This is a genomic window from Acinetobacter brisouisimilis (assembly GCF_000368265.1).
Classification (GTDB): domain Bacteria; phylum Pseudomonadota; class Gammaproteobacteria; order Pseudomonadales; family Moraxellaceae; genus Acinetobacter.
In genome coordinates this window covers 668,140-693,595 of sequence record NZ_KB851219.1, presented here as the reverse complement: position 1 = coordinate 693,595, position 25,456 = coordinate 668,140, and the positions used below count along the sequence as shown (strand labels likewise).

Below are 25,456 nucleotides of genomic sequence, written 5' to 3'. Positions count from 1 at the left end.
CGCCACGCCCCCATTTGGGTACATCAAATTTTGGCAGAGGATCAAGGACTCGAACCTTGACGAACGGTTTTGGAGACCGTCATGCTACCATTACACCAATCCTCTATAGACTTTGCTTTCGCATTGTCAATCTAAAACTATTTCAAGTTTTAGATGGTGGGGGCGAAGAGACTCGAACTCTTACACCTTGCGGCGCTGGAACCTAAATCCAGTGCGTCTACCAATTTCGCCACGCCCCCGATGGATGTGTATATTATAGATCAGCTTAGGCGATGACAAGCCCTTTTTCCCAAAAAATAGCCCAAACGCTTAAATATCAAACAAAAAATGCTTTTACGGCTATTTTTAATACAACTTTATTGTTTCTAAACAACGGGTTGCTTGTTTTGAACTCACAAATCTATGCTTAAAATCACGCGCTAGCAGCCCATCTAAACACGGTTGCAAAACAGACCAAGGTTCAGGCAAATTAAATTCGGCAGACTGGCAATGAAAAACAGCCCAATCCAGATAACTTTTTGAACTCAAACGGGTTTGTGTCAGCCATTCATAGAGTACAACACCCAAAGCATACAAATCGGTCTGAATAGTTTTGGGTTGTGCATGAAACAGCTCAGGTGCCATATAGCGTGGCGTTGCATTTAATATAGAGCCAGTCCCGTGAATTGGTCGGGTTTGTTCAAAATCAATTAAAAACATCTGCTGGGCAGCGTAACGAAAATGCGCAGCTTTAATATCACCATGTACATAACCTAGCATATGTAACGCATCAAGCTGCTCAAGCGCCATACGAATGCGTTTTATAACATCTATATTTGTGAATTGACTTAATACAGAAAATGCCTCTGGCACATGGGGCAATAATAAACCCTGCGCAGTTTGTGGCAGTTCAGGCAGATTTAACTTGGCAGCATATTGATAAGGCAAAAGAAAACTGGGTTGCAGGTTTTGCCACTGACCATAACACTCAACTTCACAGGCAAAGCCCTGTTGAAACTGTGTATGCCCATGTGGCAATTGCAACTTTAGCCAATAATACTGCCCTGCTTGTTCAAGCAGGTAAATATGACGCCCAAATACCTGACTTTGTCTAGGTGTTTTATCCTGAATCGAGTATGGGCGTTCAAACTCAAACATTTATACAGGTGCAATGACTTTTGTCTGTTGCTCAGCACGCATAATTGCATGTAAAGCATGTTCAATGGTTTTACCAATACGTGCATGCATCTCGATAGTAGAGATCTTCGGCCATGTTGCTTTCTCCCCTTCTTTTTGCAATTGAGCAAATAAATGCGGTTTTGGATTTTGCAACATATACAAATAGTGCTTGAAATTATAATGGGCAAAGATATTCACATCGCCATAATAACGCTGGTCAATAATGCCATAGCCATAATCCAGCAAACGACGCACCTGTGGCACAGCCCCAATCCGCTCGCGGGTAAAGTCCATCATGCCTTTTGCCAGAACCTTGCCCTGACGGCGTAAAATCCGTTCTGGCCAGCTCAGCAAGTCCTTACGGTAACGGGATTCGTCGCTCTGCATAAATGGCACAATATGCGGATTAACCTGACAGGCAATGGTGTAATTGACGTTATATAAACGCACCATTTTTTCCTGTGGAAAATCACTACGCATACTGCCATCAACCCAAAAGGTATTTGACATAAACGGTGTATGTTCACCATCGTAGCGTTTAGCCGTCAAATGCACAGGTGGAAATAAGATTGGCACGGCACAGGACGCCAACACCGCACTCCAGACCAATAAGTCAGGTGAGGTAAATCGGTTCAAAATACGTGGGCTTTGCGAAGAGTCATATGGCGCAATTGCAATATTAATATTTAAACCCGAACGCTGATAGGCTTCATCAAACGTTAAATCGCCTAAATTTTCCATCAGGAATTTTTTCAGGTAACGCACATCAGCAAAGCCACCTTTATCTTTTAGCAAGGATGACATCGACCGAAAATGAAAAGCCTCACTAAAGAAATGCTCACCTGTTAATACCTGATCAATCTGTTCAGGCAATGATGTGCCCAGCATGGCTGCCATAATTGCCCCAGCACTTGAGCCAGAAAGGACACGTGGCAACAAATCCTGTTCGCGAAGCACTTTACATACGCCTGTATGAAACAGGCCCAAAGATGCTCCACCTGAAAACATTAATGCAGGCTGACCATAGGCTGTTTCGCAATTTTTAAAAAACTCGATTTTTTCAGCGTGACTCAATATTTCACTTGGTGCTGAAGCAACATGTTCTAATGACTGACTGACTTCATCGACATAGTCTTCAATAATTTTTTTGGTTCCGATATAGCATTCAACAAACAGCATCGGATGACAAATATTGGCAATATCATACGTTAAACCTTCTCTTAAAATATAAATCAGGTCTCTAATACGGTTTTGCTGACGGTATTTGCGCAGTAATACTAAACGATGGGAAATTACTTCTGCATCAAAATAAGGCGATGCATTATCAAATTTCCACTCCTGACTACCAGAAGCCTCATCAAGTTGTAGGGCGATCTCTTTCCATTCGATGTAGCTTTCAGCAGAACCCAGCTGCTTCTGTAATTTTTTAATACGATCGGTTTTGTGTGAGTTATAGGAATTACTGGTGAGTAGATTTGTCATCATATTTCCCAATTGTTTGACCTTCACGATTTCCGCCCATTTTTCTCAACTTAACTTAACAGGCGTGGCAAGATCAATTGCAAATTCGATTAATTTGTGGAGTGCGTGAAATATACAGTTTTTTGTCTTATGCTTAAACCTACAAAAAACCAGCAAACTAGACCTAGATTATGGCACATATCGATTTACCCCAAGAATTTCTCGACCGTATCGGCTACGTATTACAACAGTTACAACAAGCCCTTCCTGAAGTAAAAACTGAAGTCGATTTTTCTGCACCAGCCTACAAATGGCAAAAGCAACAGCTTAAACCGATTGCTCAACCTAAAAAAATGTATCTGGAAGATTTAAAAGGCATTGAACGTCAAAAACAAAAAGTCATACAAAATACCTTACAGTTCCTCAAAGGCTTACCTGCCAATGACGTGTTGCTCACAGGCGCACGTGGTACAGGAAAATCATCCATTGTACGTGCCTTGCTGACCGAATATGCAGATCGGGGCTTACGTCTGATTGAAATTGAACGTGATGACCTATCAGATTTGCCTGAAATTGAAAAACTGATCAAAGGTCGCCCTGAAAAATTTATCGTGTACTGTGACGACCTTGCATTTAATGCTGAAGATGAAAACTACCGTAGCTTAAAAAGTGTGTTAGATGGTTCGCTACAATCAGGCAATAACAATTTTATTATCTATGCGACCAGTAACCGCCGTCATTTGCTCCCCGAATTCATGCATGAAAATACACCTGTCACAAAAGTTGATGTGCCTCAGTACACCGAATTACACCCGCAAGAAGCGATTGAGGAAAAGATTTCACTCTCTGACCGTTTTGGTTTGTGGCTGTCATTTTACCCAATGGATCAGGCGCTGTATCTGGAAGTGGTTGAGCATTATCTGAAAAAAGCCAATATTGAGTTTACAGAAGAAGCGCGTGCTGAATCCCTGCGCTGGTCACAAGGTCGTGGGCAGCGTTCAGGTCGTGCTGCGTATCAGTTTTCTAAACACTGGATTGGTTCAAACTTACTGAACCAATGATCTAATCTGTTATATGATTGGCTTGGCACATTTACCGAGCCAATTTTTAAGAATATGGATGTTCTGTTATGCAGATTGATGATGAAATCACCTTAAAGAAAATCCAGATTTTCCTTGCCTTTATGCGTTATGGCAATTTGTCCAAAACTGCCGATGAAATGCAAGTCAGCAATGTCAGTATTCATAAGGCCCTGCATTCTTTAGAAAGTGCGCTGCGTTGTCCGTTATTTAAAAATGAAGGGCGTAATCTGATTCCTTTGAAAAGTGCTTATGTGTTTGAAGAACATGCACAAAAAATTGTGGCTGACTTGGTACTAAGCGTGGAAAAAACCCGTGAAGCCGCAGGTTTTGCTGCCAAGGTTTTGCGCTTAGGCTCTTTATATTCCCTCACGGTCAAAACCATTCCTTCCCTGATCAGCGGTTTAAAATTACGGCGTAGCGAACTGGATATTCAGCTTTTACTCAGTTCCAATCAGGATTTGGTGACCAAGCTGAAACAGACTGACATTGACGCGATTATTGTGGCACTGAATGAAACGACAGCGAGCAATGATTTTGAAATTTTACCCATGTTTCAGGATGATATTTTTCTCGCTGTACCCAAAGATTCCAAATATGCCCAGCTCAGCGAAATCGACCTGAGTTTGCTAAAAACAGAAACCTTTATTACTTTAAACAAGGGCTTTGCAACACATAGTGACAGTGAAGTGGTGTTTCAAAAAGCGGGCTTTGAGCCAAAAGTGGCTTTGCAGGTCAGTGATATTTTCACTTTAATTAGTATGGTCAGCTCAGGCGTTGGTTTTGCTTTGTTACCAGGACGAATTTCGGCAGTCTATGAAAGTTCGGTCAAACTGATTCCACTACAAGCAAATTTTAGAATCCAGCAACATATTGGTTTGGTGTTCTTAAAAAGCAAAGAACGCGATCCAAATTTACTCGCGTTAATTGCAGAATGTCGCATGTTTGCCAACAAATTTCAAAGTTATTCAACATCAGGGCAATAGTGTTATTGCCCAACATGCTGCTTTCATGATTTAACTGCCAACCAACATTTTCACGATCAGGAATAAAATCGAAGGTCCCATCAAACAGCCCAAACCTGTATGAAATGTTGCGGTCAATGCGCCGTACGGAACAAGACGACGATCTGTTGCTGCCAATCCCGCAGAAACTCCACTCACAGTCCCTGCCAATCCACCAAAAATCATGGCTGAACGCGGATTATCCAAGCCCATAAATTTGGCTGTCATCGGGGTTGTCACCATCACAAAAATCGCTTTAACCAAACCTGTTGCAATCGACAATGCCATTACATCTGAAGATGCACCAATTGCCGCGCCTGTCACAGGCCCAACAATATAAGTCACTGCACCTGCACCAATGGTGGTAATGCTGACTGCATCGCGGTAGCCAAAAATCCATGCAAAGCTGCAACCAACGATAAATGGCAAAACCGTGCCTAAGAACAGTGAAAATGCACCTATAAATCCTGCTTTCTTAGCTTCGGTTGCCTGAACTTCAAACGCAGTTGCAACAATGGTAAAGTCACGCAGCATTGCACCGCCCATTAAACCTACACCAGAAAACAGTGCGATATCGGTCAGCCCTTTTTGCCCACCTGTCATGGTTCCACCGACCCATGCCAAGATTAAGCCAATCACAATTGCAATTGCCGAACCATGCACCCGACCTTTGGTCAAATATTTCGAGATTTTGGTAGACAGCCACATCACGAGGGCAACCAGTGCAAATGCAGTAATCAAGCCCAAATGGGTAAGATCTTTGAATAATAAATCAACCATGTGCCTTACCTCCAATGTTCGCCAATGTCACCTCTGGTTCATTTTCCTTTGGGAGAGGTTCACCTTTTTTATAACGGCTCAATGCTGCAATAGTTACTGTACACACTGCGACCGATCCAGCTGCTGCAAATAATGCCAAATGACCACTCGACAATGCCGATACCACATTTTGCTGCGCTGCCATTGCCACGACTACAGGAATATACATGGTGCCCCAGAAGGTCACGCCTTTTTCCGTTTCAGGAATCATTAGACCGCGTTTATGCATCCATAACCGAATGAAAATCAAAAGAATCATGGCAATACCAACGCCACCGACATTTGATTGAACACCTAATAGAACACCCAGAAGGTCACCGACTATCGTACCAACCAGTGTGCAAAGTGCGAGTATTCCAACTCCATAAATAATCATTGTATTTTCCTCATATCCTTGGAAATTCATGTGTCTTTGTGCAAAAAGTGCTGTTAAATGCTCTCTTTCTGCTGTTGCATTGCAATCATGATATTGTCGAGACGCGTTCCTTGAAACGCCATGACCGAACCTTCTTTAAATATACGGCGGGCAAGCCCTGTGAGCACCGTGCCAGGCAGCAACTCCAGTTGCAGCCGAACACCACGTTCCCATGCTGCTTGTATCGTGCTTTCCCATTCAACGATACACGCCATATTGCCTGCCAAATCTTGGCGAATCTGTGAGGCGCTCATCATCAAACGCGCGGTACTACTACTCAAATATCGAATCTTTGCTGTTTTAAATTCAACCTCTTGCATCGCTTGCGCCAAAGTCTGCGCTTGCTGTTTCAATAATTCACAGTGTGATGGCACACTGACCTGTAACCTTTTTGCCAAAACACCCTGCTGCTGAGCCAAGCTGACTACGTTTTGCATGGCAGCATCTGCACCTGAAATCACGATCTGGTTTGCCGCATTGATATTGGCAATATAAACCTGCCCTGTCTGCTTCTGGACTTGAGCCACCCAGTGTTCCACCTGCGTCCGACTCGCACCGATGATGGCAGTCATGCCATAACCTGTTGGATACGCAGTCTGCATCAGCTCGCCCCGTAGCGCCACCAGTCTGACGGCATCTTCAAAACTCAGCACGTCAGCAATCACCGCGGCTGCCCATGCACCGATTGAGAGCCCTGCCACATAATCAGGTTTGAGCTGCTTCTGCAACAGTTGCTGTGAACTCACCACCCCTGCAATCAATAAACACAGTTGTACGGCTCGGGTGGATTGCAAGGCTTCTGGCGTATCCAGACTTAAAACATTCTGCTCCAACGCTTGTGAAGCGCGGCTTAAATAACTTTGCACAACATCATCATGAGGTAAGTCGTGCAACATATTGGGCTTTTGCACGCCCTGACCTGGATAGACCCACAATGAGCTCATGCACAAACCTCCTGCATCACCCAAGGGTTATCCACCAACACCGCACCTTCAGCACGTTTCAAGAGCACCTGATGTCGGCTATTTGCCCAGTCTGCCAATGCCACACCACCGTATGGGGTTTGCAATTGCACATCGATTCGTCCCAATGACGGTTGCAAGGCAGCCAATAATGCTTTTGCATCTGCTTTGGCTAACGCGTTTGGCATGCGAATCAACAGATCTAAATCGCTGTTAGCATGCGTCACCTGCAGACCTGTTGCCAACTCAAATCCTGTGCTGCCTGTAATACCCCACGTCCAACCTGTTGCCTGTAACACCTGAAAAATTGGCTGGATTTTTTCCGCAATCACTGGAAATAATTCAGCATTTACATCAATCAACTGTTCAGGTTTCACCATGCGTTGAATGGACATTTTGGGCATCAGACACGCAAAACGTTGCTGACGCTGTGCACCACGAATTCCCACAGCAACCTGATCAGGCTCGGTTATAGCACGGCGTACCACTACAGGTTGCCCCGCAGCAATTGCCTGCCATACCCAATCAGGAGTTTGCTCTGGAAGTGCGCTGAGTGGCATTCCCCAAAGCAGGTCATGGGCTTGTGGTGCGCTGATCATGCAGATTGCTCACGTGACCATTGTTCACGCAGCAAGGCACGTACTTTTTGCGATGCCTGACGGTTTGCACCATGAAAACGTGAAGATAAACTTCGGTCTTGGCTTTGCAAAATGTCCTGCAACACGGCTGCCACATGTTGCTGAATCAACTGCACATCTTCAGCTTGCGGATGTGCAATATTCTGTACCTGTAAAATCTCTGCCAGTAAGCCCAAGCTTTGATAACTCTGAATGTCATACGCCATTGGCGCAACTTTTGCCGCTAGCTGCTCCAGTTCTTCGACACTACGCAAAGTCACTCGGGCAGCGGATTCTTTACCCATGGCATGTACCATTACTCCAGCATCATCCAGCGCAATCAAACGATTGGCTTGATAACCATGCGCCAAAAATGCACCCGACATAGCTTTACCGACCAACAGACTAATCACAGGATGTCCTGCCAAACGTGCCGTGATATAACGATCTGCCGCAGCAGCCAATGCCTGATGAATCCCTAAAACTTCTTCACGGCGGCCATAGGCCTGACTTGGCACATCAACCACACATAAAATTGCACGTTTCTGTGTTTGGTTGGCATCTGCCTGAATCACTTGATCGACCGCTTTCGCCAGTGACCAGCCTTCAAGTAAACCGACTTCGCCCTGCTGTGCACGTGGAAAATGATTGTTAGTGTCCACAACCACCGCAATCACGCGCACGGGATAACCATTCAGCTCACCATCCGCAACTTTTAACGATGTAGGAATATCAGATACTGCTTGAAAACTGGCATCTGCCGTTAATGCGTTAAACCAGTTTAGACCTCTGGCTGCAACGCGGGTTGCATTGACATCCATATTCATGCTGACTCTCCTTGATATAATTGCTGCACTGCTTCAGGGCTGATCTGTTCACGGGTATCGACCTGTGCCAGTTTCTGCAAGAACCATGCGTAACGTGAGCTACGTGGCTCGGCTAGACAACCTGCACTTAAAAACTGCTGCACTTGCTGGTGAATCTGCTCAACATCATCTTCAACAAAAGCATCGACCAGACCCGAAGCAAAACGTTGTGCACCACCTGTAATGCTCCAGATAAACGGACGGTCTTTGGCATCGTATTCTTGCACGCCTGCTTCCTGCTCAATCACTTGTGGGCCATTCAACCCCAAGCGACCTTCTTGAGTCAGAATCAGATAACTACATAAGCCTGCGGCAATCGACATACCACCGAAACAGCCTACACTGCCCGCCACAATGCCAATCACAGGCTGATACTGACGTAATTCCACAATCGCCGCATGGATCTCGGCAATCGCTGCCAAGCCTAGATTGGCTTCCTGTAAGCGCACACCACCTGTTTCGAGCAATAATACTGCTGCGGTTGGAATGCCTTTGCGGTTGTCTTCAATCGCCAGTTCCAAAGCGCCTGCGATTTTTGCACCGCCCACTTCACCAAGACTTCCGCCCTGAAATGCTCCTTCAATGGCAATCACCACCACAGGTTGCTGTTGGATGGTGCCTTTAATCACCACCACGCCATCATCGGCTTGTGGCACAATATTTTGCTTAGGCAACCACGGCGATGTCATTCGGTCAAACGGATCGACCAGTTCACGATAACGCAGATCAAGCAAGCTTTGCGCACGCTGACGCGCCGAGAGTTCAATAAAACTGCTACGCTGTAATAAGTCCTGAGTATCAGTCATGTTGCACTTCCTCCAAAGCTTGCTCTAAACGTAAGCGCACCACGCCTGGGGTTGCACCAAAGTCATTAATTTCAATGTTGACCGCAGGCAATTGCTGCATGGCAAACACCCGTTCAAACAAATTTTTCCAGCGCACTTGACTACCATCAACCGATGTTGTGACCTGAATATTAAGCGTCTCACCTGCATGCGGCTCAACCAAAATTTCTAAATCGCCCGAACCGACACAACCGACCAATGCACGCTGCTTGGCAACACGCTGGGCAGCAAATTCAAAATTCAATATTTCCATGTTCTTTATCCTTATGGGTTATTCGCCGTGATAACGCTCTACCCGATCAACAAATATCGTCGCTGCCAATAAATCCGCTGCACCGCCTGGTGAAGCATTCAGACGCAATAAATCAATTTCCAGTAAATGCAGTTCACGACGCGCCGCCAGACTGGCATAACCGCCAAGTTCCAAAACTTTTCCTGCACCTTGCTGCATACGCTTTAAGCCATTTAAGCCTGCCCGATACAGCACACAGGTATCATCAAGATGCTGCATAATCGCAAGCAAGGCATCTAAACGGGCAAATTCTTCACGCATCGAATACTGTCGGGTGCGACGAAGCTGCGGCAAAGCATGCTGACGAATCGCAGGAAAGCCTTGTTGTGCTTGCTGTTTCGCGCCTTGCTTGCCATGTTTGTGTAACACCATTTGCCCATGACTCGGTGTCGCTTTCGCTGTTACAGCTCGGTCTTCAAGTTGTGCGATTTGCCCTGCACAAAAACAGATGTTTTCCGCCAATGTTCCTTGTGGCGACAAAGTTGCTGCTGTCACCAGTAAACCGAGTGCCCAAATCGCCCCGCGATGGGTATTCACCCCACCCGTCACCGCGAGCATAACTTGTTCACCTTCACGCCCAAGCTGTCCAATCTGCTCGCGTAATGCCTGTGAAATTTTGCCATGCCATGTTGCTGCCAAGCTCATGGCAACAAACATATTTCTCAGGCTTTCAGCCGACTGTTCCATCAAGCTCAGGCTTAAATCCTGATGTGCCCCTGAACTACGTGCATCGACCAGCGCAGGTTTCGGTGACAGGCGCACTTCATCCAGTAAAGCCTGCACCGCAAAATCAGCCAGCGTATCGGCTAGATAGTGCTGCGGTTTGAGTTGAAAAAATGCATTCATTTACCAACTCCGAAATTTAGCAGGCGGTTCGTACAGACCATCTGACCATGTCACCAAATCGGCAATATTTTTAGCTGCCAAAAGTTCACGGGTCGCATCGGTACGGCGAATGCCCAAATCTTCAGGGAATGCCACCAAGCCCGCTTGGCGTAGGCGTTCGGTATTTTTCGGATCATGACGTAAACCAATATCGGTCACACCCGCCACGGCTGCGATCATTTCTTCACGTTGTTGCTGACTGTCGGCTTTATATAAGTAGGCAATGCCTTCTTCAGTGAGCAAATGCGTGACGTCATCACCATAAATCATGATTGGTGCAAGTGGCATACCTGCTTTTTTCGCTACATCGACCGCATCCAACTCATCCACAAAGGTCGGTTTGCCACCTTCCTGAAAGGTTTCCACCATTTGCACCACCAGTTTTTTACCGCGTGCCAGATAGGTGTCAGTATCATTTAACCCTTGAGGACGCATATCCAGCCATGCAGGTGTGCTATGTCGGCGACCACGCGGGTCATGCCCCATATTCGGCGCACCACCAAAACCAGCCAGACGCCCTTTGGTCACGGTTGAAGAATGCCCTTGACCATCGACCTGCAAGGTTGCACCAATAAACAGATCCACGGCGTATTGCCCTGCCAACTGACACATCATGCGATTGGAACGTAGCGAACCGTCACGCCCTGTAAAGAACACATCGGGACGCGCCGCTACATATTTTTCCATGCCCAGTTCAGTTCCAAAGCAATGCACACTTTCCACCCAGCCTGATTCAATCGCAGGAATGAGGGTCGGATGTGGATTGAGCGTCCAGTTACGGCAAATCTTGCCTTTTAAGCCAAGTGATTCGCCATAGGTTGGCAAGATCAGTTCAATGGCTGCGGTATTAAAACCAATACCGTGATTCAGTGATTGCACCTGATGCTTTTCATAAATGCCGCGAATTGCCATCATTGCCATGAGAACATGCACAGGCTTAATGTGTTTCGGGTCACGGGTAAACAGTGGTTCAATATAAAATGGACGGTCTGCTACCACCACAAAATCTACCCAAGAGGCAGGAATATCGACACGTGGTAAGTCAGTCACGTCATCGACCAGTTTGTTGACCTGTACGATCACAATGCCATCGCTAAATGCTGCAGGTTCAATCAAGGCTGGAGAATCTTCAGTACTTGCACCTGTATAAATGTTGCCATGACGGTCTGCCATAAAGCCTGCTGACAACACCACATTTGGAATCAGGTCGACCAATAAACGTGAATACAGTTCAATGTAGGTATGAATTGCCCCGATTTCCAGTAAGCCATCTTCAAGCAACTGGCTAATACGCAGACTTTGCGTGCCTGCAAATGAAAAATCCAGTTTTCGGGCAATGCCCTTTTCAAATAAATCCAAATGTTCTGGGCGACCTACGCTCGGCATGATCATGTGCAAATCATGCAATACATCAGGGCTAGTTTGTGCCAGTGCACGTGAAAGAAAGTCGGCCTGTTTTTGATTGTTGCCTTCTAGGACAACCCGATCACCTGGGGTAATCAGAGTTTCAAGCGCCTGAACAATATTTTGGGTGGGAATCACTACACCATCGGCAAACTTGCGTGCCAAGTCCAATTTAATCTGCTTGGCATAACGGCGTTTATTCCAAATTCGATCTTTATGCTGTACCGAGCCTTCCATGCGATGTCCTGTTCTGCAGTTCATGTTTTCATCTATAAAACCCTGTTCAGGATTTTTGATCAATAAACTCGAAATGCAGAACATTAACCTGAAGTTAATAACCTTATCTCATAAGCCTTTCTTATTTCTCTCTATGGGAGAAAAATAAAGAGGGTGTAAACAATTATGAAAGAAATCTATCAAGTCGCATCAGGTTGCAGAGGCGGCTCTCAATTCATATTGCTGTACAGCATCATCGACACTTTGCGCGGTATAACTGGATTGGGGAAATAATGGACTATTCACATAGACTAGGGTTTGTGCCACTGAACGACGTACCCGCGCCAATTGCAGGTCTATTTGCTGATCCTGTAAATGCTGAGCCAACAATAACAGCTCCTCGACACTGGTACTGTCCAGACTCGGACATTCCTCCAGATTTAAAATCACATGTTGATAATTTTGCTCAGAAAGCTTGTGTATAATCGCATTCGAAATTTTTTCTGCATTGGCAAAAAAGATTGGGTGATCAGGTCGCGCAATTAAAATACCATCAGGCAGTACAGCTTCGGGAAAACGGTCAATGTCTACAAAATCATGCCCGCCATTTAAACGCCCAAGCCATGCAATTTGAGGAACCGAATAGCTTTTGAGCATCATCAAAATACTGACAATAATCGCAATTATCAACCCGTTGAGCACTCCAAAAATAATCACGGCCCAAATCGCAATCATTGACAACAAGCGATCTTTACGCCAAATAAAATACTGCTTAAACGGTGTAAAACGGATATGCCCACTCACCGCATACATCACAATACTGGCAAGAATCGGCTCAGGAATATTGGCAATATACTGACGAAAACACAGCAGAAAAATCACCACAGCCAGCGCTGCCACCCATGCTGATTTTTTGCTTTTTGCCCCTGCGGCTTCGTTGGCTGAAGTTGCCGAATAACCTGCACCGACTGCCATCCCTTTTAGCAATCCTGAACAGATATTGCCGACACCCAATGCAATCAGGTCACGGTTTGGTTCGCTTGGATCATTGTATTTCAGCGCGAAGGTACGAATCGAGGTATAAGATTCAGCATAAATAATCAGGGAAACTGCCAGTGCCATTTCAACCAGTTGCAGCCAGCTGTTCATATTCAAATGCGGTAAACTGGCACTGGGAAAAACAAACTCAAAACGCCCAACTGAACGAACACCCCATTCTTGAGTATATCCCATCACATTTAAGCCAATACCTAAAATAATCAACAACAAAGCAACAGGAATGGTTTTATAGCGCTGAGTAAACTGTAGGATTAAAAATGCACTCAGCCCCATAACCAAGGCGTGCCAGTTCCAGCTCGAATAACCTTGTAGCATTTCCCACAATTGACGAAAAAAATCGCTATGTGCAGGATGCACCTGTATCACCGCAGGTAATTGCTTAACCACAATGCTCAGTGCCAAACCAAAGGAGAACCCTTTTAACACAGGTTTGGCAATAAAATGTGTGACCTCTCCGAGCTTAAACAGCCCTGCAATCACCAGTAAAATGCCTGACAAAAACACCAGTGCATACGCCAGAGTTGCCCGCTCTGGAGAAGAAAACACCACAATGGTGGCTAAACCCGAACTGATGACGGCGGCAGATGATGACGTTGAGGAGACAATCGCAAAACGACTATTCCCAATCAGACCATAAAGCACCAACCCCAGTACCAGCGCCACCAGACCACTTTGCGGTGACAACCCTGCAATATTGGAATACGCCACCGCTTCAGGCAGCAACAAGCCTGCGATGGACAACCCCGCAATCACATCAAAAATCGGGATTTTTTTAGCCACAGTCATAGGCTTGCCAAATCTTGTGCAGTAAGCGAAGCAATCTGGCAAGGAATTAGGGCATCTTCATCGTGCAGATAAACTGCACATAAGCGGTGATAACCATCAGCAATAATCAAATGTCGCAGCCCTACATCACGTACTAGCAACAAAGGCGAAAGCGCTTTTTCTTGTTCAATCTTGCTTAAATCCTTTGCCACATGAAAATTGTGTTCATCCAGCAAAGGCAGTTGTGCTGCCCGAAAAATGTCTTTGGCTTTAAACTGGCTCACCTCTTCTGCCTGCAAACGGCTCACCAGTTTTTCAACCTGTACAGGATCTAAAATCAAAGATAAATAAGCACTTGCCGCAGGATAATCATGCTCTTCTAGTTTATCGAGCCAAACAATTGAATGTTTAGGTTTTTTGTTATTGCTTTCCATGATCCAAGTCTCCTTGTTATTACTATAAATTTTCCAACAGCATAACAAATCAACTCAGTAAAAGTCTGTAAAAAAAGCGAGCCATGTGCTCGCTTTTATGGTTGGGGTCAGACTCAGTTAAAACTGAACTTGACCAGGTACCCAGTTTGTTCCTGCCAATGGTACACGTGCCATCGCAGCTGCTTCAACGGTGAGTGCGACAAGATCTTCTGGATCAAGGTTATGCAAGTGTGATTTACCACAGGCACGCGCCATGGTTTGCGCTTCAAGTACTAACACACGTAAGTAGTTTGCCAAGTGGCGACCACCTTCAATCGGGTCAAGATTTTTTGATAATTCAGGGTTTTGAGTCGTAATCCCCGCAGGGTCTTGACCATTTTGCCAGTCATCGTAATAACCTGACGCTGAACCGATTTTTTTCAATTCTTCATTTAAACGTGGATGGTTATCGCCCAGTGCAATCAATGCCGCTGTACCGATGGCGACTGCATCTGCACCGAGTGCCATAGCTTTTGCAACGTCAGCCCCAGTACGAATCCCGCCTGACACGATCAGTTGAACCTTGCGGTGCATGCCCATTTCCTGAAGTGCCTGCACCGCTTGCGGAATGGCAGGTAAAATTGGAATCCCCACATGCTCAATAAACACTTCCTGAGTTGCAGCAGTACCGCCTTGCATACCATCAAGTACAATCACGTCCGCGCCTGCTTTCACCGCAAGTTTGACATCGTAATACGGACGGCTTGCCCCGATTTTCACATAAATCGGTTTTTCCCAGTCCGTGATTTCACGGATTTCTGCAATTTTAATCGCAAGGTCATCTGGGCCTGTCCAGTCAGGGTGACGACAGGCACTACGTTGATCGACACCAACTGGCAATGTACGCATGCCTGCCACACGCTCAGTGACTTTCATGCCCAACAGCATACCGCCACCCCCTGGTTTTGCACCTTGACCCAGTACAATTTCAATCGCATCGGCTTTGCGCAGGTCATCTGGGTTCATGCCATAGCGTGAAGGCAGGTATTGATACACCAAAGTTTGCGAATGACCGCGTTCTTCAGGGGTCATACCACCGTCACCTGTTGTGGTTGATGTACCCACCATAGTCGCGCCACGTCCCAACGCTTCTTTGGCGTTGGCAGACAAGGCACCAAAGCTCATTCCCGCAATAGTCACAGGCACTTTCAGGTGAATCGGTTTTTTGGCAAAACGTGTGCCAAGCACCACATCTGTTCCGCATTTTTCACGATAACCTTCAAGCGGATAACGTGACATGCTCGCACCGAGCAGCAATAAATCATCGAAGTGTGGCAATTTGCGTTTTGTACCGCCACCACGGATATCATAAATCCCTGTAGAGGCAGCACGTTGAATTTCCTGAATCGTTAAACGGTCAAATGTCGCAGATTCGCGTAATACTGGTTCAAATTGAGTAGTAGATTGAGTCATGATTAAAATCTCCGGGCCACGTTGGGTTTAGTAAGCAGATGCGTTGTCGACTTTGAAGTTGTACAGTTGGCGCGCCGAACCATAGCGTTTAAAGCTGGTTGGATCTTCATCAAATCCTGCCTGCTCTAGTAGCTCTGCCAATTCGGCAATGTGTTCTGGACGCATCTCTTTTTCAATACAGTCTGAACCCAAAGATTTCACTGTGCCTTTGACATAAATACGCACTTCATAAAGTGAGTCACCCAATGCATCGCCTGCATCGCCACACACCACCAAGCGTCCCGCTTGTCCCATAAAGCAGCTCATGTGTCCAATGCTACCACCCACCACAATATCCACACCTTTCATGGAAATGCCACAGCGCGCGCCTGCATCACCATCGATCACCAACAAACCACCATGTGCTGTTGCCCCTGCTGCTTGTGATGCATTACCCTTGATGCGGACTGAACCTGACATCATATTTTCAGCAACGCCTACACCGACGTTTCCGTTTACGATGACATCAGCTTCCTGGTTCATCCCTGCGCAGTAATAACCTGCGTGCCCGTCAATGGTGACTTGTACAGGGGCTTTTATACCCACTGCGATATTGTGCTGACCTGCTGGATTCTGCACAGTCCACGCAGGAATTGCAGCGACCAATTCAGGGGTATGTAATGCCTGATTCAGTTCGCGAATGCTGTCCACGCTCAGGTCAAAAGTGTCTTTTAATTCGATTTTGTCTGCCAATACTGTGCTGTTCATCGTGTTGATTCCTCTAATTGTTTTGGTCTTTATGCTGCTTCGCCAGTCTTGGCTGTTGAGCGTTCCCAGACATATAAAGTTGCTGGTTCTGGTTCCCAGACTTTGGCTTTGTCGATGTTTGGTAGTGAGGCCAATGCCTGATATTCAGACGCCATTGCCACATAGTCATCAGTTTCTGCCAAAACTGCAGGTTTGCAGGCAATCGGATCACGAATTACGGCGAAACCATCGCGTGTACCAATTGCAAAGGTAAAGAAACCATCCAAATCATCAAGTGCATGATTCAGCGCTTGTTCGAGGTTATCGCCTTCTTGTAAGCGCCAAGCGAGATAGCCCGCAGCCACTTCAGTGTCATTGTCAGTTTCAAAATGAATGCCTTGACGTTTCAATTCCTGACGTAAACGCGCATGGTTGGACAATGAACCATTGTGTACCAAGCACAAATCCGCACCTGTTGAAAACGGATGACTGCCTTCCATAGTGACCGCACTTTCAGTTGCCATACGGGTATGCCCGATAATGTGACTGCCTTTCATGTTAGCTAAACCAAAGCGTTCAGAAATTTCCACAGGCAAGCCCATGCCTTTTAAAATTTCGATACTTTGCCCAACACTCATGATTTTCAGTTCAGGCGCAAGTTCAGTGATTACTGCACGAACTGTCGCTTCATCTGCTTCGACTTTAAGCACGGCTGCCGTTGCGTTTTGGAACCAGTCCAACCCTGTACCGAGTTTGGCTTGCAGTTTTTCTGCAAATGCTTGCCAGTTAAAGTTTTCATCGGTAGTTTGCAAGGTCAGTTTGACCCAGCCGTCTTGCACTTCATCACCATAGATTGCAAAGCCTGCGCTGTCTGGTCCACGCCCAGTCATGGCTTCAAGCATCGGTTCAAACAGTTTGCCCAGTTGAGACTCGAGCGCAGGATTTTTTAAGTAAAGTCCGACAATGCCACACATAATGCTTACTCCAATAGATTCAATTCTGTTGATTTATCTTAAATTTAGAAAAATTCGGTATAACGCTGGATTTCCCAGTCAGACACATGCCGACTGTATTCCACCCATTCCATGCTTTTTTGATTGATAAACTCATCCACGATTTCTGCACCCATTTTTTCTCGGAACAGTGGATCGGCTTTGAGTGCTTCAACTGCTTCTTTGAGCGACTGTGGCAAAGTTTCTATGCCGCGTGCAGCAATCTCTTCCAGCCCTAGGCTGTACAGATTTTCATTGCAAGCTGTGGGTGGAGTCAGTTCACGTTCAATACCATCTAGCCCCGCAGCAATAATCGCGGCTGACACCAAGTAAGGATTACAACCTGCATCTGGAAGGCGTAGTTCAATACGACCATAAGGAATACGCACCATGGCTGAACGATTGTTGGAACCATAGGCAATAAATGCAGGTGCCCATGTCGAACCAGACAATGAACGACCCACCACAAGGCGTTTATAAGAGTTCACGGTTGGTGCACAGAAAGCACAGAGTGCTGGGCCATGTTCAAGTAAACCTGCGATAAAGTGATAAGCCATTTTGGATAAGCCCATACCGCTTGGGTCACTTGGGTCATGGAATAGGTTGCTGGATTCTTCACTGCCGATGGACAGATGGAAATGCATGCCATTACCCGCACGTTTTGGATCAGGTTTTGGCATGAACGAACAGATCATGCCCAAATCATTGGCAATTTCACCAGCCGCCATACGGAAGAAAGTAAACATGTCTGCCGAATTCATGGCATCGCTGTAGGTATAGTTAATTTCAAACTGACCGTTGGCATCTTCATGGTCAATCTGGTAAATGTCGAAACCGACAGGAATCAAGGCTTCGGTTAAACGTTCTAAAAACTCGCGTGAACGTGATAAGCCTTTATAGTCATAGCAAGGTTTGTCGAGGTTGTCAGAGTCATCGACCATTTTCAGTGAACCATCTTCCGCACGGCGAAACAGGCTAAACTCTGGCTCTAAACCTGTATTGAGCGTCCAGCCTTTGGCACTTAAACGCTCAACTTGTTTACGGAGCACATAGCGCGAATCGTAAGGATGTGGCTGACCGTTGACATGACCTTCACAGACCACACGACCATAACCAGGTTGCCAAGGTACTGGCGTTAAGCTCGACAAATCGCCTTTCACCATGAAATCTGGACCATGAGGCTGCATCCCCATGCCCGAGATGGCAAAACCTGCGAAACCAACGCCATCTTTCTCGATTGCCTTTAGTCCAGAAATAGGTACAGATTTGGTTTTTGCAGCACCATGAATATCGACAAACTGTGCCAATACATATTTTAATTGGTACTGATCAATCACCTGTTGAACCTCTGGACGATACATCGGTTTTTTGGTGAGTTGATGTTGATCAAACATCTCCGTTACGGCTTGCTGCAACATTTGGCATACTCCCATATGACAAAAACTAAATGTGGTGCAGAAAATGCATCTTTCTGTGCTTACATGGTTTTAAAAATTCCATTCAAGAAATTTTCTTTCCTAATAAGAAAGCAAATCCCTTGCCAACTTTGCCGCCATTAAAAAAAATTGTGATTTATTGGTAAAAATCGACTATATTTCCAACAAGAATATATATTTCTCAATAGGAATTTTATGTTTTGACAAAGTTCGTTTGCGCTTTGCAGTAAACTAGAAGGCAATATTGGTATCGAAATAGTGCAGGAATGAACCAGAATGAGACAAAGTAAAAATAGTTTAAAACTCGAACAATATATCGGCATTCAAATCAAACGCCATCGTCAAGAACAAGGTTTGAAATTATCTGAAGTAGCACAAATCGCAGGAATCAGTCAGGGCATGCTCAGCAAGATTGAAAATGCTCAAGTCTCGACCAGTTTAGAAACCCTGAGCCGCCTGTGTGAAGTGTTGGGCATTCCGATGTCAACGTTATTTAGCCAGTACGACCAGCAAGAAAGTCACGCCATGCTAGTCAAATCAGGCGATGGTATGGAAGTAGTGCGCCGTGGCACAGAAAAAGGACATACTTATCGTTTAATCACCCATTCACGTGGTCCACGTAAAAACTTTGAGGCGTATCTGGTCAGCATGGATGATGCCAGCGAAGAGTTCCCGACTTTTGCCCATCCAGGTACGGAAATGTTGTATTTAGTAGAAGGTGAATTATTGTATCGTCACGGGCATGAAGTGTTTCATATGCAACCAGGTGACTGTTTGACCTTAGAAGGTGAAATTCCACACGGCCCAGAAAAGCTGATTCAGGTGCCAATTCGCTTACTGTCTGTGATGAACTACACACAGCCACAAGAATAATTTTAGATCACAGACAGGCATGATATCCCTACCAAATGCCTGTCTATAGACTTCTTTCCTCTCTTATTCCACACTGACAACATCACCCTGCCCAGCAAATGCCTCAATCACCCCTGTCGCTTTGAGCTGTCGCAATTCGCTTTCACTGCGATATTGCTTGAGTACAGACCAAGTATGCTCCCCTAAACGAGGTGGTGCTTGACGGTATTCAATGGGTGTACCTGACAATTTAATTGGCGATGCAATCATTTTAAAATCCGAATTTTGCGGATGTGGCACATTCACCAGCATGTTACGAGCCTGAATCTGTGGCTCCTGCAAAGCTTCTTCGATGGAATTAATCATACCTACAGGCACTTGTTTTGCATGGATACAGTCCACCCAAAACTGAGCATTTTGAGTTAAAAAGTGCTGCTGTAATTGCTGAATCAAGGCATGCCGATGTTTAACCCGATCCTGATTTGAGCGAAAATCAAGATGCTCCCAAAGGTCTGGTCGCTGAATCGCCATACACAGATCTTTAAACTGTTTATCGTTACCACAGGCGATAATAAAGTCTTTATCTTTTGCCTTAAACGTTTGATACGGCACAATATTAGGGTGAGTATTGCCCATGCGTACAGGCGATTTTTCAGTCAGCAGATAGTTCATGCCCTGATTGGCCAAGCCTGCAACCTGCACATCGAGCAGTGACAGATCAATATGTTGCCCTTTGCCTGTACTTAAACGTGACCATAGCGCTGCCTGTATCGCAATGGTGGCATACAGCCCCGTTTGCAAATCGGTCACTGCAACCCCGACTTTTTGCGGTACGTTTTCTGGCTCACCCGTAATACTCATCAGCCCTGCCATACCCTGAATAATAAAGTCATACCCAGGTTCTGCCGCACGCGGCCCTGTCTGTCCAAAACCTGTAATCGAACAATACACCAGTCGAGGGTTGATCTTGCTGAGGCTGGCATAGTCCAAACCATATTTGGCTAAAGAGCCTGCCTTATAGTTTTCAATCAGTACATCGGCATCTTTAACCATATCCTGAATCAGCAATTGCCCTTCCTGTGAAGCAATATCAACTGCCACCGAATATTTATTGCGGTTTGCCGACTGATAATAGCCCGCTTCTCGAGTAGCATCCCCCTGTTCATCGAGCATCCACGGTGGTCCCCACATACGAGTATCATCCCCAAGTTTGGGACGTTCAATCTTGATCACTTCTGCACCCAAATCTGCCAGAATCTGACCACACCAAGGGCCAGCCAGCACCCGACTTAAATCCAGCACACGTAACCCTGTTAATGCACCCATACACTCATCCTTTTCATGATAGAGATGGCATCCGTTTTTTGATGCCATCTTTTACAGTTCTTATGATTTTTGCGGATCGTACTGGCGATCACGGATAAAAATTCCAGGTAAAACCCCTGCGATAAAATATGCAGCCCCCATGACAATAAACGCGCTGGCAAATGTGCCGCCCGACGCCAAAAAGCCGATGGTTGCAGGTGCGATGGCTGCGCCGACACGCCCAATATTGTAAGCACCACCAATTGCTGTTCCACGTACATCGGTCGAGAAAGACTCCGCCATATAGGTTGCGTTGACTCCGTATGGAATGCCATACAGAAAGCCAAAGGTAATCAGCAAATATAAAATGTTATCTGGCGTATTGAAGAAGATAATCACAGGCAGAAAAATGGCACTGGCTAAGGTTCCAAAGACAAACACTGCACGGCGATTGAACTTATCGGCAAGGTAACCTGCCAAAATTTTTCCAAGAATCATCGCGGTATATGAACCCACCATATAACTGGTCAAGGATTTAAAGTTCATATGCAATTCGGTTTCCAGATAACTCGGCATCCAGTTATTGATACCGTAATAACCGAACTGTAGAAAAAAGGCGGTGGTCATCCAGAGCAGGAACATTTTTCGGTGTTTTAAATTGGTAAAAATCTGCTGATAAATACTGCGATTACTGCTTTGTGGTGCATCTATTTTTGTGACTGCTTTTTCAACACTTAATGACTGGATTTTAGTCAATTGCCATGACTTCGGTTCAGGAACAAAACGTCGTAGAAAAATATTGATCGCGGCAGGAATAACCGTAATGAAAAACAAAACACGCCAACCATAGTCAGGAATAATTGCCCCTGCCAAAATCGTTGCAACGATATATCCTACGGTTTGCCCTGTCTGTAAAGTGCCCAGTACAGTTGTGCGGTAACTGGTTGGAACATATTCTGCCATCAGGGTATTGCATGCCATATATAGCGCCCCGATTCCCAACGCACCAATAAACCTGAGTGCCATGAACTGCTCAAAAGTTTGGGTAAAACCGAGTAAACAGGTCGCCACGGAAAAGAAAGTCACCGAGTGGGCAATCGTTCTGACCCGACCAAACTTATCACATGCCCAGCCACCCAATATGCCGCCAATCCCCATACCCGCCAAAGATGCACTGCCGAGCGCACCTGCCTGAAGGATCGATAAGCCAAATGCGGTTTTTAGACTGGTTAAGCTATAGGACAGCAACATGATATCGATACCGTCCACCACCATGGCAAAGTAGGCAAACAGCAACGCCCATTTCCAAGTATTCGAGGTAATTTGTTCGTATGTTCCAACATTTGTCGGTAACGAACGGGGTAAATCTGTAACAACTGCTTGAACATCATTGTTCATCTTGACACCTCATTTTCCCAAATGAGTCTCGGTCATTCATCTGCAGGTCATGTGAAAATCGCTGTGCCTGTTTTTGTTGTGTCCCTATTGCTTGGCAAAACGTCTTTCTACATACCGCCTCTCCGTGATGAATCCCTGACTATGCTTTGTTTAGATTTTAAAAACAAATGTCTCCTCAAGATGCCCATGACGAGCATCTCCAAGAATTTTCAAATAAAAAGGGGTTATCTAGTTGGCAAATGCAGCGATGCCTGTTTGTGCACGCCCCAAAATCAAGGCATGAATGTCATGTGTACCTTCATAAGTATTCACAACTTCCAGATTGACCAAATGACGGGCAATACCAAATTCATCACTAATCCCGTTACCACCCAGCATGTCGCGGGCTAAACGGGCAATGTCCAGTGCCTTACCACAGTTATTGCGTTTAATTAAGGATGTACCTTCTACTGCGGCAAGACCTTCATCTTTCATGCGTCCAAAACGCAAGGCAATCTGTAAGCCGAGTGCGATTTCGGTTTGCATATCAGCCAGTTTTTTCTGAATCAGCTGATTGGCGGCTAAAGGACGACCAAACTGCTGGCGGTCTAAAGTGTATTGACGTGCGGTATGCCAGCAAAATTCTGCGGCACCCATCGCACCCCAGGCAATGCCGTAACGCGCACTATTCAAACAGGTAAATGGGCCTTTTAAACCACGCACTTCAGGAAAGGCATTTTCTTCAGGAACAAATACGCCATCCATGACAATTTCCCCTGTAATCGAAGCACGCAAACCAACCTTGCCGTGAATTGCAGGAGCAGATAGTCCCTCCCAGCCTTTTTCCAGAATAAAACCGCGAATATCACCAACATGACCTTCTGCCGACACTTCTTTTGCCCAAACCACAAATACATCGGCAATCGGGCTATTGGTAATCCACATTTTTGAGCCTGTAAGGCGATAACCACCAGCCACTTTTTTGGCACGCGCCAACATGCCTGCGGGGTCTGAACCGTGATCTGGTTCGGTTAAGCCAAAACAGCCAATGTATTCGCCTGTCGCCAGTTTCGGCAGATATTTCTGTTTTTGCTGCTCAGTTCCAAATTCGTTAATCGGCACCATCACCAAAGAACTTTGCACGCTTGCCATAGAGCGGTAACCCGAATCAACGCGCTCGATTTCACGGGCAATCAGACCATAACTGACATAATTAAGCCCTGCACCGCCATATTGTTCAGGAATGGTCGGCCCAAGCAGACCCAACTCGCCCATTTCACGAAAAATACACGGATCGGTGGTTTCATGACGGAATTGTTCCAGCACACGTGGCATGAGTTTATCCTGACAGTACGCTGCTGCTGCATCACGAATCATGCGTTCTTCTTCAGCTAGTTGTTGCTCCAGTAAAAATGGATCTTCCCAGTTAAATTGAACACGTGCAGGTTTTTTTGTTTTCTCGACCATTTGATTCATCGCTTCCCTAGCCTTTTCTGGTTTATCTTTTCCTTCATGCTACGATCAGTTAGCTTAGGCGGCAAACGATTATTTCTCATACAGTCATGCGGTTTACGCATATCTTAGCGAATCTAAGCTCAATGAAAATGCTTACTCAAAGCATGAATGTGATGATGAAGCCTTCTCGTTTTGACTCACATTTCAGGATGAGTGGCACAGCCATGTAAAAACAACCTACTTGCACACTCAAAATATATTGTGAGGATACTCTCTGCAAAACTCGCTCAAGATCATTTTTATAAAAAACTATTTAAAACATGATATTAAAAATATTTTAGCTCAAAATTTACAAATAAGATTTTCGTATATCTAATTTTTTAAACACGACTTATAGGATTCAATTGATTTAAAAAAAAGAGCATTTAAATCCAGTAATTTTTCTATTTTTATAGAAGGAAGATTTTATTTTTAACACTAATCTATGTTATTTCTAAATACCTCAATCTAAAAATCCACCGATATGACAAGGATCGTGATATGCGTCGGATGATTCCATCTTTACAGTCACTGATTTGCTTTGAATCTGCTGCCAAACATAAAAGTTACACTTACGCGGCGCAGGAACTGTGCATTACCCAAAGTGCAGTTTCCAGACAAATCCAGCAATTAGAAGAATTTCTAAACCTTGCCTTGTTTCACCGTACCCGTCACGGCGTTGAATTGACGCTGGCAGGCGAGCAATATTTTAAAAGTATCAAGTCTTGTTTATTGAGCATTGAACAAAGCACTATAGATCTGATGTCACATAAAGGGCTTGGTGGTACGCTGAAACTCGGTGTTGTGCCCACCTTTGCCACACGCTGGCTACTACCGCGACTATATCGTTTCAATCAGATCTATCCTGAAATTACTGTCCACCTTGAAACCAGTACCAAACCCTTTTTGTTTAGCGAACATATTTTCGATGCGGCAATTTATGCAGGTACACCTGCTCAGGTCGAAAACTGGGCAGGTGCAAAAGTGCAGTTTCTAATGCAAGAAGATGTGGTTCCCGTGTGTTCGAAACAGCTCATTCAAAAATATTGCCCAGGAGTCCAGCTTGAACAGACTCAACAGATTGATTTAAGTGCCGAACAGCTTAGCCGACTACCACTTCTACAACAGACCACACGACCTTATATCTGGAAAGAATGGTTTCATACCGCAGGCTATGATCACCCGTATGCGACAGATGGTCAGCGACACGAACTGTTTTCCATGCTTGCCGTTGCAGCTACCCATCACATGGGGGTTGCACTGATTCCACAAATGCTACTTGAAAAAGAATTGAATAACGGTGACTTGGTGATTGCCTCCAAGTTGAAACTAATGGGTTCACGTTCCTATTATTTTGTTTATTCGGAGCAGCAAAACAGTGTGCTGATTTTAAAATTTATTGAATGGCTGGAACATGAAACACAAATTTATCAGAATAAAAATACAACCTGTGCCATGCAATCTGACACAGCAGCAACATAGATAGAAAAATCTTCTCTCATTTTTTACCCAATAAAAAAAGCCTCAAGACTTGATCTTGA

Annotated in this window: 24 protein-coding genes and 2 tRNA genes; 4 read left to right on the top strand and 22 right to left on the bottom strand. The window is 45.3% G+C overall.

What is annotated here, in order from left to right; all coding sequences use genetic code 11:
* Positions 1-31: 31 nt before the first annotated feature.
* The 4 genes from F975_RS06975 to F975_RS06960 form a co-directional block, all read right to left on the bottom strand.
* Positions 32-105 (bottom strand) — tRNA-Trp (locus tag F975_RS06975).
* A 49-nt stretch (positions 106-154) separates the two neighbouring features.
* Positions 155-239, bottom strand: a tRNA-Leu gene (locus F975_RS06970).
* A 106-nt stretch (positions 240-345) separates the two neighbouring features.
* Complete coding sequence (locus F975_RS06965; RefSeq protein ID WP_004751696.1) at positions 346-1,137, bottom strand: protein kinase domain-containing protein; 792 nt, start codon at positions 1,135-1,137, stop codon at positions 346-348.
* Positions 1,138-2,640 (bottom strand): DUF3336 domain-containing protein, encoded by a 1,503-nt coding sequence (locus F975_RS06960; protein WP_004751693.1) that lies wholly within the window; start codon positions 2,638-2,640, stop codon positions 1,138-1,140.
* A gap of 170 nt (positions 2,641-2,810) precedes the next feature.
* Between F975_RS06960 and F975_RS06955 the strand changes: the two genes are divergently transcribed.
* Positions 2,811-3,680 (top strand): ATP-binding protein, encoded by an 870-nt coding sequence (locus F975_RS06955; RefSeq protein ID WP_004751691.1) that lies wholly within the window; start codon positions 2,811-2,813, stop codon positions 3,678-3,680.
* A gap of 68 nt (positions 3,681-3,748) precedes the next feature.
* Positions 3,749-4,684, top strand: a complete 936-nt coding sequence (locus F975_RS06950; protein WP_004751689.1) for a LysR family transcriptional regulator — start codon at positions 3,749-3,751, stop codon at positions 4,682-4,684.
* Between the two features lie 30 nt (positions 4,685-4,714).
* Here the strand turns inward: F975_RS06950 and madM are convergent, their stop codons facing one another.
* The 15 genes from madM to glnT all read right to left on the bottom strand — a co-directional run bounded on the left by madM (position 4,715) and on the right by glnT (position 18,869).
* Positions 4,715-5,482 carry a malonate transporter subunit MadM gene (gene madM, locus F975_RS06945; protein ID WP_004751687.1) on the bottom strand — a complete coding sequence of 256 codons (768 nt, stop codon included), beginning with the start codon at positions 5,480-5,482 and terminating at the stop codon, positions 4,715-4,717.
* The gene (gene madL, locus F975_RS06940) at positions 5,475-5,897 is read right to left on the bottom strand and encodes a malonate transporter subunit MadL (RefSeq protein WP_004751685.1); all 423 of its coding nucleotides are present in this window, start codon (positions 5,895-5,897) and stop codon (positions 5,475-5,477) included. The genes madM and madL overlap by 8 nt, the downstream gene beginning before the upstream one ends.
* Positions 5,898-5,950: 53 nt before the next feature.
* Positions 5,951-6,880: a malonate decarboxylase subunit epsilon gene (gene mdcH, locus F975_RS06935; protein ID WP_004751683.1), complete on the bottom strand. Its 930-nt coding sequence runs from the start codon at positions 6,878-6,880 to the stop codon at positions 5,951-5,953.
* The gene (locus tag F975_RS06930; protein ID WP_004751682.1) at positions 6,877-7,497 is read right to left on the bottom strand and encodes a malonate decarboxylase holo-ACP synthase; all 621 of its coding nucleotides are present in this window, start codon (positions 7,495-7,497) and stop codon (positions 6,877-6,879) included. The genes mdcH and F975_RS06930 overlap by 4 nt, the downstream gene beginning before the upstream one ends.
* Entirely contained in the window at positions 7,494-8,342 is an 849-nt protein-coding gene (gene mdcE / locus F975_RS06925; RefSeq protein WP_004751681.1) for a biotin-independent malonate decarboxylase subunit gamma, read from the bottom strand. The genes F975_RS06930 and mdcE overlap by 4 nt, the downstream gene beginning before the upstream one ends.
* On the bottom strand, positions 8,339-9,187 hold the full coding sequence (locus F975_RS06920; protein ID WP_004751680.1) for a biotin-independent malonate decarboxylase subunit beta: 849 nt from the start codon (positions 9,185-9,187) through the stop codon (positions 8,339-8,341). The genes mdcE and F975_RS06920 overlap by 4 nt, the downstream gene beginning before the upstream one ends.
* The gene (locus F975_RS06915) at positions 9,180-9,479 is read right to left on the bottom strand and encodes a malonate decarboxylase subunit delta (RefSeq protein WP_004751679.1); all 300 of its coding nucleotides are present in this window, start codon (positions 9,477-9,479) and stop codon (positions 9,180-9,182) included. Before F975_RS06915 ends, F975_RS06920 begins: the two co-directional genes overlap by 8 nt.
* A gap of 18 nt (positions 9,480-9,497) precedes the next feature.
* Positions 9,498-10,364, bottom strand: a complete 867-nt coding sequence (locus F975_RS06910; RefSeq protein WP_004751678.1) for a triphosphoribosyl-dephospho-CoA synthase — start codon at positions 10,362-10,364, stop codon at positions 9,498-9,500.
* On the bottom strand, positions 10,365-12,044 hold the full coding sequence (mdcA, locus tag F975_RS06905; protein ID WP_004751677.1) for a malonate decarboxylase subunit alpha: 1,680 nt from the start codon (positions 12,042-12,044) through the stop codon (positions 10,365-10,367).
* Positions 12,045-12,233: 189 nt separating this feature from the next.
* Positions 12,234-13,868, bottom strand: a complete 1,635-nt coding sequence (locus F975_RS06900) for a SulP family inorganic anion transporter (RefSeq protein WP_004751676.1) — start codon at positions 13,866-13,868, stop codon at positions 12,234-12,236.
* On the bottom strand, positions 13,865-14,281 hold the full coding sequence (locus F975_RS06895) for a hypothetical protein (protein ID WP_004751675.1): 417 nt from the start codon (positions 14,279-14,281) through the stop codon (positions 13,865-13,867). The genes F975_RS06900 and F975_RS06895 overlap by 4 nt, the downstream gene beginning before the upstream one ends.
* Before the next feature lie 117 nt (positions 14,282-14,398).
* Entirely contained in the window at positions 14,399-15,733 is a 1,335-nt protein-coding gene (locus F975_RS06890; protein WP_004751674.1) for an FMN-binding glutamate synthase family protein, read from the bottom strand.
* 27 nt (positions 15,734-15,760) lie between these two features.
* Positions 15,761-16,480, bottom strand: a complete 720-nt coding sequence (locus F975_RS06885) for a GltB/FmdC/FwdC-like GXGXG domain-containing protein (RefSeq protein WP_004751673.1) — start codon at positions 16,478-16,480, stop codon at positions 15,761-15,763.
* Between the two features lie 29 nt (positions 16,481-16,509).
* A complete protein-coding gene (locus tag F975_RS06880) occupies positions 16,510-17,433 on the bottom strand; it encodes a class II glutamine amidotransferase (protein ID WP_004751672.1) in 924 nt (307 codons plus the stop codon).
* A gap of 44 nt (positions 17,434-17,477) precedes the next feature.
* Positions 17,478-18,869, bottom strand: a complete 1,392-nt coding sequence (gene glnT, locus F975_RS06875) for a type III glutamate--ammonia ligase (RefSeq protein ID WP_004751671.1) — start codon at positions 18,867-18,869, stop codon at positions 17,478-17,480.
* Between the two features lie 294 nt (positions 18,870-19,163).
* Here glnT and F975_RS06870 point away from each other — a divergent pair, with 294 nt between their 5' ends.
* Positions 19,164-19,760 (top strand): helix-turn-helix domain-containing protein, encoded by a 597-nt coding sequence (locus tag F975_RS06870; RefSeq protein ID WP_004751670.1) that lies wholly within the window; start codon positions 19,164-19,166, stop codon positions 19,758-19,760.
* Between the two features lie 63 nt (positions 19,761-19,823).
* Here F975_RS06870 and F975_RS06865 read toward each other — a convergent pair whose 3' ends face one another.
* The 3 genes from F975_RS06865 to F975_RS06855 all read right to left on the bottom strand — a co-directional run bounded on the left by F975_RS06865 (position 19,824) and on the right by F975_RS06855 (position 23,897).
* Complete coding sequence (locus F975_RS06865; RefSeq protein WP_004751669.1) at positions 19,824-21,065, bottom strand: CaiB/BaiF CoA transferase family protein; 1,242 nt, start codon at positions 21,063-21,065, stop codon at positions 19,824-19,826.
* A gap of 60 nt (positions 21,066-21,125) precedes the next feature.
* The gene (locus F975_RS06860; RefSeq protein ID WP_004751668.1) at positions 21,126-22,442 is read right to left on the bottom strand and encodes an MFS transporter; all 1,317 of its coding nucleotides are present in this window, start codon (positions 22,440-22,442) and stop codon (positions 21,126-21,128) included.
* A gap of 228 nt (positions 22,443-22,670) precedes the next feature.
* Positions 22,671-23,897, bottom strand: a complete 1,227-nt coding sequence (locus F975_RS06855; protein WP_004751667.1) for an acyl-CoA dehydrogenase — start codon at positions 23,895-23,897, stop codon at positions 22,671-22,673.
* Between the two features lie 519 nt (positions 23,898-24,416).
* Between F975_RS06855 and F975_RS06850 the strand changes: the two genes are divergently transcribed.
* Positions 24,417-25,397 carry a LysR substrate-binding domain-containing protein gene (locus F975_RS06850; RefSeq protein WP_004751666.1) on the top strand — a complete coding sequence of 327 codons (981 nt, stop codon included), beginning with the start codon at positions 24,417-24,419 and terminating at the stop codon, positions 25,395-25,397.
* Positions 25,398-25,456: the final 59 nt, after the last annotated feature.

Bases quoted from the DNA above. Each gene is read 5' to 3' on its own strand.
- F975_RS06965 (WP_004751696.1), bottom strand. From the start codon at position 1,137: ATGTTTGAGTTTGAACGCCCATACTCGATTCAGGATAAAACACCTAGA.
- F975_RS06960 (WP_004751693.1), bottom strand. From the start codon at position 2,640: ATGACAAATCTACTCACCAGTAATTCCTATAACTCACACAAAACCGAT.
- F975_RS06955 (WP_004751691.1), top strand. From the start codon at position 2,811: ATGGCACATATCGATTTACCCCAAGAATTTCTCGACCGTATCGGCTAC.
- F975_RS06950 (WP_004751689.1), top strand. From the start codon at position 3,749: ATGCAGATTGATGATGAAATCACCTTAAAGAAAATCCAGATTTTCCTT.
- madM (WP_004751687.1), bottom strand. From the start codon at position 5,482: ATGGTTGATTTATTATTCAAAGATCTTACCCATTTGGGCTTGATTACT.
- madL (WP_004751685.1), bottom strand. From the start codon at position 5,897: ATGATTATTTATGGAGTTGGAATACTCGCACTTTGCACACTGGTTGGT.
- mdcH (WP_004751683.1), bottom strand. From the start codon at position 6,880: ATGAGCTCATTGTGGGTCTATCCAGGTCAGGGCGTGCAAAAGCCCAAT.
- F975_RS06930 (WP_004751682.1), bottom strand. From the start codon at position 7,497: ATGATCAGCGCACCACAAGCCCATGACCTGCTTTGGGGAATGCCACTC.
- mdcE (WP_004751681.1), bottom strand. From the start codon at position 8,342: ATGAATATGGATGTCAATGCAACCCGCGTTGCAGCCAGAGGTCTAAAC.
- F975_RS06920 (WP_004751680.1), bottom strand. From the start codon at position 9,187: ATGACTGATACTCAGGACTTATTACAGCGTAGCAGTTTTATTGAACTC.
- F975_RS06915 (WP_004751679.1), bottom strand. From the start codon at position 9,479: ATGGAAATATTGAATTTTGAATTTGCTGCCCAGCGTGTTGCCAAGCAG.
- F975_RS06910 (WP_004751678.1), bottom strand. From the start codon at position 10,364: ATGAATGCATTTTTTCAACTCAAACCGCAGCACTATCTAGCCGATACG.
- mdcA (WP_004751677.1), bottom strand. From the start codon at position 12,044: ATGGAAGGCTCGGTACAGCATAAAGATCGAATTTGGAATAAACGCCGT.
- F975_RS06900 (WP_004751676.1), bottom strand. From the start codon at position 13,868: ATGACTGTGGCTAAAAAAATCCCGATTTTTGATGTGATTGCGGGGTTG.
- F975_RS06895 (WP_004751675.1), bottom strand. From the start codon at position 14,281: ATGGAAAGCAATAACAAAAAACCTAAACATTCAATTGTTTGGCTCGAT.
- F975_RS06890 (WP_004751674.1), bottom strand. From the start codon at position 15,733: ATGACTCAATCTACTACTCAATTTGAACCAGTATTACGCGAATCTGCG.
- F975_RS06885 (WP_004751673.1), bottom strand. From the start codon at position 16,480: ATGAACAGCACAGTATTGGCAGACAAAATCGAATTAAAAGACACTTTT.
- F975_RS06880 (WP_004751672.1), bottom strand. From the start codon at position 17,433: ATGTGTGGCATTGTCGGACTTTACTTAAAAAATCCTGCGCTCGAGTCT.
- glnT (WP_004751671.1), bottom strand. From the start codon at position 18,869: ATGTTGCAGCAAGCCGTAACGGAGATGTTTGATCAACATCAACTCACC.
- F975_RS06870 (WP_004751670.1), top strand. From the start codon at position 19,164: ATGAGACAAAGTAAAAATAGTTTAAAACTCGAACAATATATCGGCATT.
- F975_RS06865 (WP_004751669.1), bottom strand. From the start codon at position 21,065: ATGGGTGCATTAACAGGGTTACGTGTGCTGGATTTAAGTCGGGTGCTG.
- F975_RS06860 (WP_004751668.1), bottom strand. From the start codon at position 22,442: ATGAACAATGATGTTCAAGCAGTTGTTACAGATTTACCCCGTTCGTTA.
- F975_RS06855 (WP_004751667.1), bottom strand. From the start codon at position 23,897: ATGAATCAAATGGTCGAGAAAACAAAAAAACCTGCACGTGTTCAATTT.
- F975_RS06850 (WP_004751666.1), top strand. From the start codon at position 24,417: ATGCGTCGGATGATTCCATCTTTACAGTCACTGATTTGCTTTGAATCT.